Source organism: Achromobacter sp. CSND-B12 (assembly GCF_052906545.1).
Genome location: NZ_JBREGJ010000001.1, coordinates 5,789,972 through 5,802,897, shown reverse-complemented (window position 1 = coordinate 5,802,897; position 12,926 = coordinate 5,789,972). Strand labels below are relative to the sequence as shown.

Sequence of the window (12,926 nt, the reverse complement as noted above, 5' to 3'; positions counted from 1 at the left end):
ATTGTAGCTTACGCTGCCCTGAAACGCCCTTTACATGGCACTCTCACGGCAAGGATGGCTTGTTCATTGACCTACAGCAGAAAAATGCCTGAAAAAGCGCATGGATGCTTGAACCTTTCAAAACCAGGCCCCATCCCCGGTAACGAAATGCGCCCGCGCATCGCCCCGCGCCGAGGTTGCCCCGCCCCGGGCGTGGCCGGCGCCGTCACGGCGCCGCGAACGCCGGCAGGCGCTGCTCGATGCGCCGCACCACCTCGTTGGCGGCCGACGACAGCGGCCGCCCCAGGCGCAGCAGCATCTGGCACTCGGGCGCGCTCAGGATCGGATGTGCGATCGGCAGCGCCACCAGTTCGCCGCTGGCCAGTTCGTGGTGCACGCCCAGGTTCGGCATCAGCGTCACCCCGGCGCCGCTGATGGCGTACTGCTTGAGCACCCGCAGCGAATTGGTGGTCAGGCTCGGCGTCAGGTGGATGCGTTCGGTGAACTCCAGCAGGTCGACCGCCTGGCGCAACCCGTAAGGCGCGGACATCAGCGCGAACGGATACGGCAGGATGTCGGCAATGGTGAGCGGGGCGCGATGGCGCGCCAGCGCGTGGCCGCGCGCCGCCAGCAGGCAGACCGGATGCTTGCGGCTGGCGCGGCAGCGCAGCCGCGGGTCCACGGGCGGGTTGTAGGCCAGGCCGATGTGCGCGGCGTCGCTGGCCACGGCCTCGACCACCTCGTTGACCGAGCCGACGTTGACGCTGACGTTTATGCGCGGGTGTTCGATGCAGAACGGCCCCACCACATGCTCCATCAGGCTGTCGATGAAGCCTTCGCTGATCATTAGATGGACGCTGCCGCGCCGCATGCCGCGCAGTTCCTGCAGGCGCGTGTTCAGGTGTTCCTGCTGCGCGCGGCAGGCGCGGTGGTATTCCAGCAGCATGTCGGCGGCCTCGGTCGGCGTCAGGCCGCGCGCGCGCCGTTCGAACAGCGCCACGCCCAGTTCCTTTTCCAGCAACTGGATCTGGCGGCTGATGACCGAGGGCGCGGTGCCGAGCTTGTCGGCGGCGCCGCGGATCGAGCCACAGGCCACGACCTCGTTGAAGTATTTCAGCCGCGTCTGGCTGATTTCGGCCATCGCTCCCCCTGTATGTTTTGTCATGAACGCCCAGACGCCGGGCAGCATGGCCGCGGCATCGTTTTTCCGTTGCCCTGAAGGCAACGATAATTTATCACCCAGGTCATTGTTTCGAACACTGCGTGCTCGCAATATGGACGCCGCGCGGACCCGCCCCGGGAACCGCCGCCATCCCAACCACCGCGGCGGGCGCAGACCCGCCCGCGAGGAGACACGCAATGCCCCATCAGGCCACGCCAGGCGCCGATCCGCGCCTGGCTCCGCTATACCGCAAGATCACCTGGCGGCTGCTGCCGTTCCTGCTGCTCTGTTATGTGTTCGCCTACCTGGACCGCATCAACATCGGCTTCGCCAAGCTGCAGATGCAACAGGACATCGGCATCTCGGACGCCGTCTACGGCCTGGGCGCCGGCATCTTCTTTCTCGGCTACGTGATGTTCGAGGTGCCCAGCAATCTGCTGCTGACGCGCATTGGCGCACGCCGCACCATCAGCCGCATCATGGTGCTATGGGGCCTGACCTCGGCCTCGATGCTGTTCGTGCAGGGCGAATGGAGCTTCTACGTCCTGCGCTTCATGCTGGGCGTGTTCGAGGCCGGCTTCGCCCCCGGCATGATCTTCTACCTGACCTACTGGTATTCGCAGTCGCGCATGGCCGGCGTCATGGCGGTGGTGATGCTGGCCGGCCCGATCGGCGGCATCGTCGGCGGCCCGGTCTCCGCCTGGATCATGACGGCCTTCTCCGGCGCGCATGGCCTGGACGGCTGGCAATGGATGTTCCTGCTGGAAGGCCTGCCCTGTGTGCTGCTGGGCGTCATCGCCTTCCGCTACCTGGACGACAAGCCGGCCGAGGCGCGCTGGCTCAGCGCCGAGGAAAAGGCGCTGCTGGCCGCCGACCTGGACAGCCGCGGCGCGCACAAGAAGCACGCCTTCGCCCAGGTGCTGCGCGATCCGGCCATCTACGGCATGGCGCTGACCTACTTCTGCCTGATCTGCGGCATCTATGCCGTCAGCTTCTGGCTGCCGACGCTGCTCAAGCTGGCCGGGGTGCAGGACACCATGCAGATCGGCCTGTACTCGGCGATCCCCTACGTGGCCGCGGCGGTCTTCATGCTGTGGTTCGCGCGCAGCTCCGACCGCATGCGCGAACGCCGCTGGCACACGCTGGTGCCCGCCCTGCTGGCCGGCGTGGCGTTGTGCATCGCCACCGCGGCGCCGACGCAATTCGCGCTATCCCTGACGGCCATCACGCTGGCCACCGGCTTCATGTGGGCCGCCTACACGGTATTCTGGGCGATTCCGTCGCAGTACCTGCAAGGGGAAGCCGCGGCGGGCGGCATCGCGCTGATCAACAGCATCGGCTTGCTGGGCGGCTTTCTCAGCCCGTCCATCATCGGCTGGGTCAAGGAATCCACCGGCAGCCTGGCCGGCGGCCTGTACGCGATCTCCGCCCTGCTGGTGGCCGGCGCCCTGCTGCTGCTGGTGAACCGTCCTGCCCAATCCGCGCCCGCGCGCGCCTGACGCTCAAAGGAATCGATCATGCATATTCTGGTGGCTGGCTTCCAGCACGAGACCAATACCTTCGCGCCGTCCAAGGCGGCCTACGAGAACTTCGTGCGCGGCGAGGGCTTTCCCGCCATGGTGCGCGGCGAGGACATGCTGGCGCTGCGCGAGGTCAACATCCCCGCCGGCGGCTTCATCAACGCCGCGCTGGCGCAGGGCCACACCGTGCGCACGGTGATCTGGGCCGGCGCCAGCCCGTCGGCCCACGTCACCCGCGACGCCTACGAACGCATCGCCGGCGAGATCGTCGACGCGGCGCGCGCCGGCGGCTTCGATGCCATCTACCTGGACTTGCACGGCGCCATGGTGGCCGAGCACCTGGACGACGGCGAAGGCGAGCTGCTGGCGCGGGTGCGCGCGCTGGTCGGCCCCGGCGTGCCGGTGGTCGGCAGCCTCGACCTGCACGCCAACGTCACCGCGCGGATGCTGCGCGAGGCCGACGGCCTTGCCGCCTTCCGCACCTACCCGCACGTGGACATGGCGGTGACCGGCGAGCACGCCGCGCGCCTGCTGGCCGCGCGCGTCGCGGCCGGCGACAAGTGGGTGCGCGCCGAACGCCGCCTGCCGTTCCTGATCCCCATCAACGGCATGTGCACGATGCTGCAGCCGTCGCAAGGGGTGTATGAAGAACTGGAGCGCCTGGAGCGGACGCCGGGCGTGGCCTCGATCTCGTTCGCGCCGGGTTTTCCGGCGGCGGACTTTCCCGAATGCGGCCCGGTGGTTTGGGCCTACGGCACCGACGCCGACGCGGTCGAACGCGTGACCGAAGCGCTTTACCAGCGCGTGCTGGAACTGGAACCGCAATGGTCGCCCGACTTCCTGGCGCCGGCCGACGCCGTCAAGCGCGCCCAGGCGCTGGCGGCCGGCGCCTCGCGCCCCGTGGTCATCGCCGACACCCAGGACAACCCGGGCGCGGGCGGCGACGCCAACACCACCGGCATGCTGCGCGCGCTGGTCGAGGCCGACGCGCAGAACGCCGCGCTGGGCCTGTTCTACGATCCCGAGGCCGTGCGCGAGGCGACCGCCGCCGGCATCGGCAACACGGTGAAGTTGCGCCTGGGCGGCCAGTCCGGCGTGGCCGGCGATACGCCTTTCGAGGGCGAGTTCGTGGTCGAGACCCTGTCGCCGGGCAAGCTGCGCTTCGACGGCCCGATGATGAACGGCATGGACGTGGACCTGGAGGCGGTGGCCGGGCTGCGCCTGGGCGGCGTGCGCGTGGTGGTCAGCGCCACCAAGTCGCAGATGCTGGACCGCAACCTGTTCCGCGTCGGCGGCGTGCAGCCCGAGGAGATGGCAATCCTGGTGGTGAAAAGCTCGGTGCACTTCCGCGCCGACTTCCAGCCCATCGCGCATGAGGTGCTGGTGGCCAAGGCCCCGGGCCCGATGCAGGCCGATCCCGCCGACCTGCCCTGGACCCGGCTGCAACCGGGGATCCGCATCAAGCCGCTGGGGCCGGCGTTCGCGGCTTGAATTCGCGGCCTGGTCTTGAACGGAACGCGGATGGAAGGCGGACGGCCGCGTCCTACTTGAGCTTGCCCTGCGGGCTGACGAAATCTTCCAGCGTCAGCCCTTTTTCCTTGAGGATGGCTTCCAGCAGCGGCTGCAGCTTGCCCAGGCTTTCCTGGACCGTCTCGCGCACGGTGTCCACCACCACCTGGGTGCTGCGCTCGATCTCGATGTTGACCTGGTCGCCCACCTGCTTGTCCTCGAACACCGTCATGCGGCGGGTCTCGGGGATCAGCCAGACTTCGAACCAGCCCTCGGCGCGGTTCACCTCGGACACGGTCAGGCTGGCGCCGTTGATGGCGATGTAGCCCTTGGCGAACACGTACTTGCGGAAGGCCTCGGGGATGCTGAAGCGCATCAGGCGATTGGTGTCCGACGACTTCACCATCACCACTTCCGAGGTGAAATCGACGTGGCCGGACAGCGGATGGCCGCCGATCTCGGCGCCATCCCTGGCGGCGCGCTCGACGTTGGCGCGGTCGCCTTCCTGGTAGCTGCCCAGCGTGGTAATCGCCAGGCTTTGCAGCATGACGTCGAAGGTGGCGTGGTTGGCGTCGAGAATTTCGGTGACCGTCAGGCAGACGCCGTCGGTGGAGACGCTGGCGCCGACCGCCAGATCCTTGCAGAAGCCGTCGGGAAACGCCAGCGTAAACGTGCGCAGGCCTTCGCGGTCCGCGATGTTCGCGATCTTCGCGGTGCCTTGAACAATACCGGTGAACATGCTGATCCTGGATACGGGGCGTGGCGCCCCTGGCAAAACATCAAAGGTAACCGATATTTTGCCACCGGGCGCCCGCCCCTGCCGGGGGCGGCACGCCCGGCCGCCGCCGGATCAGTGGCGGATGGCGATGGTCTTCAGGGTGGTGAAGCCGTACAGCGCCTCGAAGCCCTTTTCACGGCCGTAGCCCGACTGGCGCGAGCCGCCGAACGGCAGTTCCACGCCGCCGCCGGCGCCGTAGTTGTTGACGAACACCTGGCCGGCGCGCAGCTTGCGCGCCAGGCGCAGCTGGCGGCCGCCGTCGCGGGTCCAGACGCCGGCCACCAGGCCGTAGAGCGTGCCATTGGCGATCTCCAGCGCCTCTTCCTCGGTGTCGAACACCATGGCGGCCAGCACCGGACCGAACACCTCTTCCTGCGCCAGCCGGCTCTTGGGCGGCACGTCGCGGAACAGCACCGGCGGCTGGTAGAAGCCGCTGTCGGGCGCGCCGTCCTTGAGCTTGCCGCGCGCGGCGACCTTCAGGCCCTCGGCTTCGGCCTCGGCCAGGAAGCCGCGCACGCGGTCGTGCTGGCGGGCGCTGATCAGCGGGCCGACGTCCAGGTCCTGCGCGGCGGGGCCGGTGACGGTGGCCGAAAACGCCTCGCCCAGGCGCGCCAGCACTTTCTCGTAGACGCCGCGCTGGATCAGCACGCGGCTGCCGGCCGAGCAGGTCTGGCCCGCGTTCTGGATGATGGCGGCCAGCAGCACCGGCATGGCGGCGTCCAGGTCGGCGTCGTCGAACACGATCTGCGGCGACTTGCCGCCCAGCTCCAGCGTCACCGGCACGTGGTTCTCGGCGGCGGCGTGCGCCACCATCTTGCCGGTCTGCGGCGAGCCGGTGAACGAGATGTGGTCGATGCCGGGATGCGCCGACAGCGCCGCGCCGGCCTCGTGGCCATAGCCCGTGCAGATGTTCAGCGCGCCGGCGGGCAGGCTCACCTCGGCGGCGATCTCGGCCAGCTTGAGCAGCGACAGGCAGGCGTCCTCGGCCGGCTTGACCACGCAGGCGTTGCCCGCGGCCAGCGCCGCGCCGACGCTGCGGCCGAAGATCTGCAGCGGGTAGTTCCAGGGCACGATGTGGCCGGTCACGCCATGCGCCTCGCGCACGGTCAGCACGGTGAAGCCCGGGGTGTAGGGAATGGTCTCGCCGTGCAGCTTGTCGACCGCGCCGGCATAGAACTCGAAATAGCGCGCCACGGCGGCGGCGTCGGCGCGGGCCTGCTTGATCGGCTTGCCAGTATCGGCGGACTCCAGCTGCGCCAGTTCTTCCTGGCGGTCGAGCAGCGCGAAGGCGATGCGCATCAGCAGGCGGCTGCGGGCGGCCGGGGCCATCTGCCCCCACTCGCCCTCGAAGGCCTGGCGCGCGGCGACCACGGCGCGGTCCACGTCCGCCTCGCCCGAGCGCGCGATGGCCTCGAACACCTTGCCATCGGACGGGTTCAGCACGGGGATGGTTTCGCCGCTGGCGGCGGGCACCCATTGATTGGCGATAAAGTTCTTCTGAGTCACGGTGTGCGGAGTAAAGTAACGGCCGGTTGGCCGGTTGCGGAACGCGCGGATGCGGGGGTCTCCTGGCGCGCCCGGTGCAGCCGGATCGCGCCACCCGGGCGTCGATGGCGCGCGGTGTGGTTATAAGGATGCGTCCAAGGTAAGGGAGCGCCTCGCAACTTGTCAATTGAATTGACAGCTTTTATCCCAAGCTTCAGGATATTTTGATGCCGACTCGGGTTATCCCTAGGGTCCCACGCCATGCCGCCATGCGCTCCAACGCCGACAGCCGTTTTCCGATTTGTCATGACCATTAACAAACCCGGCGTTCGCGCCATGGGAGCAAGGCAATGAGCAAGGTGCGCGATCCGCAACTGGACAAGCTGCTCACCGCGGCCAGCCGGCCGCGGCCCGAGCTGGACGTCCTGGCCGAAGTGGCCTCGGGCCTGGGCTACGTGCGCGCCGAACGCTTCGCCGAGCGGGTCTACGAAAGCCTGTTCTACGCCATCGCCACCGGCAAGATCGCGCCCGGAGCCAAGCTGCCGACCGAACTGGAACTGGCCGCGCTGTTCGAAGTATCGCGGCCGGTGGTGCGCCAGGCGCTGGACCGCTTGCGCGAAGACCAGTTGGTCGAGTCGATGCGCGGTTCGGGCAGCTACGTGCGGGCCAAGCCCGACCTGATGGGCGGCATGCCCGCAGTCGACCCGGCGCGCCGCGTCGGCCACATCCTGGAAGGCCTGGAACTGCGCATGGTGATCGAACCGGAATGCGCCTATCTGGCCGCCCTGCGCCGCACCGACGACGACCTGGCCGAAATGGACCGCATGCTGGCCGGCTACGAGGCCGCCGATGCGGCCGGCGCCATCGCCCACCACCACGACTACGGTTTTCACCGCGCCATCGCGGCGGCCACCGGCAACCAGCGTTTCGTGCAGGTGCTCAAATCGCTGGAGTACGACGTCAGCCATGCCGTCAACGTGATGCGCCACCTGGTGCACAGCGAACCCTGGAAGCGCACCCGCGCCGCCATCGACGAGCACCGCCAGATCTATCGGCTGATCCGCGAACAGGACGCCGAGGGCGCCCGCAACATCATGCGCGCCCACATCGAGAAGGCCCGCAGCCGCATGCTCAACAGCGGCTCGGAACAGTGAACCACCCTTCTTGCGACGTCGCGCCGGGATAGCCGCCCGGCGCTGGCCCTTTCCGCTTCACCCTGTCCATCCGATTCATCGCCCGTTTTCCTGCCTGATCACCGCCATGCCCAGCACCGCCCTCCCCCTGGACCAGCAACTCGTCATCGTCACCGGCGCCAGCCGCGGCCTGGGCGCGGCCATCGCGCGCGCCTTCCTGCGTGAAGGCGCGCGGGTCGTCGTCAACTACCTGAACAGCGAAGCCGCGGCACGCGAACTGGCGGCCACCGCCCCGGACCGCGCTCTGGCCATGCGGGCCGACGTGCGCGACGCCGACGCGGTCGCCGCCATGGTGGCGGGCGCCAGCGAGCACTTCGGCCTGCCGGTCGCCACGGTGGTCAACAACGCCCTGCCCGCCTTCCGCTTCGACGGTGACGCCCGCCCGCATGCCGACACGCTCGACTGGGCCCGCATGAACGCGCAGTTCGAAGGCAGCGTGCGCGCCGCCCTCAACACCACCCAGGCCGCGCTGCCGTCGATGCGCGCGGCCGGCGGCGGCCGCATCATCAACGTCGGCACCAACCTGGTCCAGAATCCGGTGGTGCCGTACCACGACTACACCGCCGCCAAGGCTGCCCTGCTGGCCTTCACGCGCACGCTGTCGCACGAACTGGGCGCCGACGGCATCACCGTCAACATGGTGTCCGGCGGCCTGCTGCGCACCACTGACGCCTCGGCCGCCACGCCCGCCGAGGTGTTCGACCTGATCGCCGCCGGCACGCCGCTGCGCGAAGTGACCACGCCGGAACAGTTCGCCGACGCGGTGCTGTTCTTCGCCAGCCCGTGGTCGCGCGCGGTGACGGGGCAGAATTTGATAGTGGATGGGGGGCTGGTGAAGGGGTGAGGCGGCCGCGTCGCGTCGACGAATGTGGTCAATGCGAGGGCGCCTCGCTGTCGACACCAAGACGCTGGTCCAGGACGCGGAAATAAGGGTGTTGGCGCCAGGCGGCACGATCGCCGATGACATACAGGCGGGCCTTGGCCCGGCTGACCGCCACATTGAGCAGGTTGGGGCTTTGCGCGGCCCAATCCTTGGCGCCCGGGCGCTGGGGATTGCCGCCCAGCACCAGGATAACGACTTCGGCCTCCTTGCCCTGGGTCGTGTGCACCGTCCCGGTCTTGGCTGGATCGAGTCCCAGCATCCTGGCCATCGCGCGCAGTTGCGTTGCCGCATCCTTGAACGGCGAGATCAGGAAAATGTCCTTGGGCGCGACCTGGTGCTCAGCCTGCAACGACCGCAACAGCTTCCTGGCAGCCTCCCCTTCCTCAGGCACCCAATTGCCCGCACTGGTTTGCGCGCGCACGTCGATCCAATGGCAACGCGGCCACGAATGGGCGGACGGCGATTTCCCTTGAACCATCAGCCCGTCATAAGCAATGTCGTTGCTGATGGAAAACATCGGATCATCGCAACGGCGGTGTACACGCAAAGGCGATCCGACCCAGACTTTCCCGTTCTCCTTGCCCGGCAGCCAGGTCCCCATCGACATGCTCTGATCCGACAGGCGCTGCGCCGATGTGAAACTGGGCCACCAATCCCGAGATACGTCATAGTGCCGAGCCAATGCGCCCTCGACCGCCGCCGGCATGCCCAGTACGGGTTCAAGCTGGTTGGGATCGCCCACCACGACAGTGCCCGCCGCGCGCCAGATGGCGCCGGCGGCCTGTTGGGGCAATGCCTGGCCGGCTTCGTCGATCAAAAGCCAGCCGATCGACTCCCGCCCAAGCGAATGGAACATGCGAGGAATCGAGGCGAAGGTCGTGGAAATCACCGGCACCACGAGTGCGAGGCTACCGAGCGCCACGCGCGCCATGTCTTCGGGCATGCCCTTACCCTGGAGCCAGTTCGAAGCCAGGCCAAGGTTGTCGATGATCTCCTGGGGATGGGACTCGATGAAAGCACGATGCACATCCAGTCCGGCCAGAAACAGATCTTGCCGCGCGCGGCGCCAAGCCGGCGTCGACCAGGGCGAAGACAATTCGCGGACGGCGTCATCGGCGCTCGATTGCGGCCAGTGCGTCCCCAAGCGTTGCATCGCCTGCCGACATGCGTGTCTGGCCGCTTCAAGCCGGCCCAGTGCTTCCTGATGAGCGACCTGCTTTTGCCGCAAGGCCGACCTCAGCCTCTCATCCCCACCGGCCGCCTCCTGATGAGTGGCCTTGGCCTTCTTGCACTCTGCGGCCAGGGCATCGTGATCGGCCCTGGATTGCCTGACTTGGGCATCGATCTGGTTGCGCCTGTTCCACCATTCGCGGTGTGAGCGTCCCCAGGTCGAAAGCCAGATCAGCAATCCTGGCCTGGCCCGATCGTGGCTGGCCAATTCAGCTTGCGCCGCAGCACACTGCTTGAGCACGCCGGCCATCCGCGCTTGCAGGTTGTCGACGCGCTCCTGTAGCGTCGGCAGCGCGGCTTGTCGCGCCGCGAGTTCGGCCTGGATAGTTTGCGCGCCACGCTCCAGTTCCTCGGCCTGGGCGCGCGCCTTGAGGGCAGCCTCCGGAAGTCTCGCGCTCGCCTCCAGGACGCTTCGGCATTGACGCTCGGCCTCCTGCGCCTGTTCGAACCGGGCCACGGCCTGTGTCCAACCGATCGCTGGCTTGCGCCCGCCCTCGATGATCCGGCTCAGGTGATAGCGTAGCCCTTCCCCACCCTCAGCAAAGGGATTGGCGTCGCACCGAGCCAGAAGCGCCGCTTGCGTGGGATCGTCTTGCGCGTCCGGCTGATTCTTCCTGGAATGGACGCCTGATGGATTCTTCCACCAGAAGCTGTTCATGAACGCGCCGCGGTTGGCCTTCGATCCCATGCGCGCGGCCAGGAGGCCCCAGGCGGCATTGCCCAGGACGTTGCCGGCCAGGCACTTGTAATAACATCCGGATGCGCACTGCGCCCGACCGCATCGGCGGGTACGGCCTTGATGCCAGGCAGTTCCAGCGAAATGTTCTCCACCGCGCCGTTGTTGGCGGAGGCCACAACGATGGCGAACCCGCTCAGGTCAGCGTGCAACGGTCGATAGTTGCACCAGAATTCACCCAGCTTCTTTTTCGTCCGCCCGGCAAAGGCCTGCCCTCCCAACCGCGCCAGGTGCGCCGCGCGCGCAGTGACAACCGCCGCCACCACATCGCGTAGCAAGGTGGTCTTGCCCGTGCCCGGCGGTCCATTGATCGCAAAAATTCCAGGCCTGGCTTCGAGCTGGCGCCACAGTTCGTTGACGGCCAGTTGCTGGCTGAACGCAAGCGGATGATCCGAAGGCCAACTGCCCGCAGGAAAAGCCGCGGGATTCAACGCCGCGAAGGCAGTCGCCACCCCATGTGCCTCGCGCAGATCCACGCGCGCGGGATCCACCCTTGCCACCGCCTGGATATACTCGGCCAGCCCTTTCCCGACATTGCCATTGGTCCAGGCATGGCTGAGCGCGTTGAGATCGCCAACAAAGAAACTATTCAGCAGATCATCGCCCGGCTGGGGATCGGACGCGCCCTGATCGCCCGTCGCTTCGGCTCTCTTGACCTGGACGCATTTGGCGACGTGGGTCGCCGAGATCATCCCCTCGGGCAGTAGACACAGGGCGGCAATGCGCCCGCTCAACGCATCGAGCCAGGCACGGGTGGGCGGCGCTTTTTCCTCTCGGGCCGCGGCCGTGGCGTCAACGAGCCACTGGATAAGTCGGCGGACCAGCATGTCGAAGCCCGCATAGCCGCTGTTCGGACTCGGGATCTCCGGATTGGCCTCAGGCAAGCCGGTCGTGACGATCCTGCCGCCGTCTTCCAGCACCGCGATGCCGTCAGGGTAATGCAGGATCTGCCCTGCCGCCCAACACGCCAGGGACAGCACGAAATTCTGCGGCAGAGGATAGCCGTCCTCGTCGAAAGCCAGGTCAAAGAGACGGGCTTGGCCACTGGGACGGCGCTCGTCGAACACATCCTCGGCGAACCAAGCTTGACTTCCAGCAATGCCGCAAACCGCTCGATATCGTAGAGCCCCGCCTGCAGCGTGTAGCGCCACGCAAGGCGCGGCGCAATGCGTTTGGCCTGGTGTTTCGGATCGAACCAGGGCAAGGACTCGTCCGCGCGTAATCGGTAGACAGGCTCGGTGAGGTGGGCGGGGTTGGCTTTCTCTGCCTTTTGCGGGACGCACGCCTCGACGGCGCGCCAAAATCCTAATATTCGCGGTGCTTGAGATATTGCAGGCTGCCGGCCCTGCTGTTGCTTTGCCATTGTTGTGTTCTCTTTCAGGACTGCGGAACTTCCGATCAGGGTCGGATATTGGCGTTTGAAAAATTATACAAATTGATAACAATTTGTACGAATGCGGTGGCTTCCGGTTCGGCCGGGCACACTTTTTCGTTCACACAGATTGCAGAAAAGAGTGAACCATGCGTGAAGCGCTGCCCATCGATGCTTCCCATGGTTTCGGACGTACAGAAGGTGCCGACTCGCCAAGCCTCCTGCTCCCCTTGCTAGACTGCTGACACGACCTTAATGCCTGAAGGTTCAGCGCCTCGGCTCGCTCATTCGCCACGCCTCGAGTCACGCGCGACGCATCCGGGCACTACCCGCAGGCATGTCGCGCACGTCAAGCGCCGGCATCACTTCGCCGATCCGCTTGTCAAAAAAGTATCCGATCGAATACACTAATCATGTACCACATAAAGCCGCTGCCAGAGTTCGACGCTTGGTTCGACACCCTGACAGACCCGGCTACGCGAGCCCGCCTGATCCGCAGGCTTGAAAAGGCGGCGCGGGGTTTGCTGGGCGATGTGAAACCGGTCGGAGAGGGCGTGAGCGAAATGCGCGAGTTCTTTGGCCCTGGTTGGCGCATGTATTACGCCGAACGGGGCAACGTGCTGATCGTCATGCTGGGCGGCGGTACGAAGGGCACCCAAAGCCGTGACGTCAAACACGCCAAGGAATTGGCGCGGGCCCTGAGAAACGACGAAGAAGACCAATCATGAGCAAGAAAGCGATCAAGATTTCCGAACTGCCCACCTTCGACCCCGCGCGTTACCTGCGCGACGACAAGGACATCGCCGCCTACTTGACGCAGGTGATCGAGGACGGAGACTTCGGTGAGCTTGCCCAGGCGCTGGGAGTTGCCGCGCGCGCTCGTGGCATGACGCAAATTGCCGAAACTACTGGTATTGGCCGGGAATCCCTGTACAAGGCCCTGCGCGCAGGCGCCAGCCCGCGCTTTGACACCATCGCCAAGGTATGCAAGGCACTGGGCGTGCGTCTCGTCGTCCAGGCCGAGCATCTGGCCTAGGCACGTATGACGAACGTGGCCGGACCAGTAGCCGGAAGCCAGG

11 protein-coding genes are annotated in these 12,926 nt (G+C 66.8%); 6 read left to right on the top strand and 5 right to left on the bottom strand.

Annotation, left to right across the window (positions count from 1 at the left end):
- Positions 1-205 precede the first annotated feature (205 nt).
- On the bottom strand, positions 206-1,120 hold the full coding sequence (locus tag ACUTAG_RS27300; protein WP_148316932.1) for a LysR family transcriptional regulator: 915 nt from the start codon (positions 1,118-1,120) through the stop codon (positions 206-208).
- A gap of 218 nt (positions 1,121-1,338) precedes the next feature.
- Between ACUTAG_RS27300 and ACUTAG_RS27295 the strand changes: the two genes are divergently transcribed.
- Positions 1,339-2,640 carry an MFS transporter gene (locus ACUTAG_RS27295; protein ID WP_020927262.1) on the top strand — a complete coding sequence of 434 codons (1,302 nt, stop codon included), beginning with the start codon at positions 1,339-1,341 and terminating at the stop codon, positions 2,638-2,640.
- 18 nt (positions 2,641-2,658) lie between these two features.
- Positions 2,659-4,152, top strand: coding sequence for a M81 family metallopeptidase (locus ACUTAG_RS27290; protein ID WP_026382703.1), 1,494 nt, complete (start codon positions 2,659-2,661; stop codon positions 4,150-4,152).
- A 52-nt stretch (positions 4,153-4,204) separates the two neighbouring features.
- Here the strand turns inward: ACUTAG_RS27290 and ACUTAG_RS27285 are convergent, their stop codons facing one another.
- Both ACUTAG_RS27285 and ACUTAG_RS27280 read right to left on the bottom strand, forming a co-directional pair.
- Complete coding sequence (locus tag ACUTAG_RS27285; protein ID WP_148316856.1) at positions 4,205-4,909, bottom strand: riboflavin synthase subunit alpha; 705 nt, start codon at positions 4,907-4,909, stop codon at positions 4,205-4,207.
- Between the two features lie 111 nt (positions 4,910-5,020).
- The gene (locus tag ACUTAG_RS27280) at positions 5,021-6,454 is read right to left on the bottom strand and encodes an aldehyde dehydrogenase family protein (RefSeq protein ID WP_446650402.1); all 1,434 of its coding nucleotides are present in this window, start codon (positions 6,452-6,454) and stop codon (positions 5,021-5,023) included.
- A 329-nt stretch (positions 6,455-6,783) separates the two neighbouring features.
- Here ACUTAG_RS27280 and ACUTAG_RS27275 point away from each other — a divergent pair, with 329 nt between their 5' ends.
- A complete protein-coding gene (locus ACUTAG_RS27275; protein WP_020927258.1) occupies positions 6,784-7,587 on the top strand; it encodes a FadR/GntR family transcriptional regulator in 804 nt (267 codons plus the stop codon).
- Positions 7,588-7,693: 106 nt separating this feature from the next.
- Complete coding sequence (locus tag ACUTAG_RS27270; RefSeq protein ID WP_026382706.1) at positions 7,694-8,470, top strand: 3-oxoacyl-ACP reductase; 777 nt, start codon at positions 7,694-7,696, stop codon at positions 8,468-8,470.
- Between the two features lie 28 nt (positions 8,471-8,498).
- On the opposite strand, the gene ACUTAG_RS27265 is transcribed toward ACUTAG_RS27270, so the two are convergent.
- Complete coding sequence (locus tag ACUTAG_RS27265; protein WP_187378267.1) at positions 8,499-10,397, bottom strand: DEAD/DEAH box helicase; 1,899 nt, start codon at positions 10,395-10,397, stop codon at positions 8,499-8,501.
- Positions 10,394-11,542, bottom strand: a complete 1,149-nt coding sequence (locus tag ACUTAG_RS27260; RefSeq protein WP_446650401.1) for a hypothetical protein — start codon at positions 11,540-11,542, stop codon at positions 10,394-10,396. Before ACUTAG_RS27260 ends, ACUTAG_RS27265 begins: the two co-directional genes overlap by 4 nt.
- 718 nt (positions 11,543-12,260) lie before the next feature.
- Between ACUTAG_RS27260 and ACUTAG_RS27255 the strand changes: the two genes are divergently transcribed.
- Together ACUTAG_RS27255 and ACUTAG_RS27250 are read left to right on the top strand one after the other, a co-directional pair.
- Positions 12,261-12,575 carry a type II toxin-antitoxin system RelE/ParE family toxin gene (locus tag ACUTAG_RS27255; RefSeq protein WP_054505594.1) on the top strand — a complete coding sequence of 105 codons (315 nt, stop codon included), beginning with the start codon at positions 12,261-12,263 and terminating at the stop codon, positions 12,573-12,575.
- On the top strand, positions 12,572-12,883 hold the full coding sequence (locus ACUTAG_RS27250) for an addiction module antidote protein (protein WP_054514136.1): 312 nt from the start codon (positions 12,572-12,574) through the stop codon (positions 12,881-12,883). The genes ACUTAG_RS27255 and ACUTAG_RS27250 overlap by 4 nt, the downstream gene beginning before the upstream one ends.
- Positions 12,884-12,926 lie beyond the last annotated feature (43 nt).